Source organism: Rhodococcus sp. YH1 (assembly GCF_009939605.1).
GTDB classification, from domain to species: Bacteria; Actinomycetota; Actinomycetes; order Mycobacteriales; family Mycobacteriaceae; genus Rhodococcus; species Rhodococcus aetherivorans.
In genome coordinates this window covers 1-711 of record NZ_WVTE01000199.1, presented here as the reverse complement: position 1 = coordinate 711, position 711 = coordinate 1, and the positions used below count along the sequence as shown (strand labels likewise).

1 pseudogene is annotated in these 711 nt (G+C 73.8%); it reads right to left on the bottom strand.

Going from position 1 to position 711, the window contains the following annotated elements:
• Nucleotides 1–87: 87 nt before the first annotated feature.
• Nucleotides 88–633: pseudogene (locus AIIKEEIJ_RS14745) on the bottom strand (alpha/beta hydrolase); the annotation flags it as partial.
• Nucleotides 634–711: the final 78 nt, after the last annotated feature.

Sequence of the window (711 nt, the reverse complement as noted above, 5' to 3'; positions counted from 1 at the left end):
GGCCAAGCACAAGGCGCAGGACGTGTCCGGTCAGGCCAAGGAGGGAGCGGGCCGCGCGACCGGTGACCGTGACCTCGAGGCGGAGGGCCGGGGCGACGCCGACCGGTACAACTCCGGATCCGCGTCGTAGGGCTGACCGAACAGGTCCTCGATGTACCCGATCCGCCGGCCGCGTTCACCCGCGGACGCGAGGTCGAGCGCACCCGCCTGGGAGACGACGAGTTCGGGGCGCACCTGCGTGCGCTGACCCGCGAGCCACACGGCGAGCTGACCGCCGGCCGAGTGCCCGACGACCCGCACCCGGGCCGGATCGAGTTCGACACCCGCGGCCAGGGCCTGCTCGGCCACCGCGGTGGCGACGGCGTCGAGGGCCGCGACGACGTCGGCGGACATCTCCGGCCACCGCCCGCCCGCGCCGAGCCGCCGGTACTCGACGTTCCACGCCGCCACACCGTGCGCGGCGAGTTCGAGCGACAGCGGCGTGCCGAGGTTGAGGTGGTACTTCCCGCTCCAGAAGCCGCCGTGGACCACCATCACGACGGGCACGGGCCCGGCCGGATCCGCGGCGTCCGGCAGGTACAGGTGGCCGAACTGCTGCGGCTGCGGACCGTAGGCGATACGGGTTCGGGACATGCGTGACACGCTAGTGCAGCGGCAGCCGCGCACCGTGCGGGAGCCGCAGGGGCTCATGTGGACGACCAGCTTCCCGCG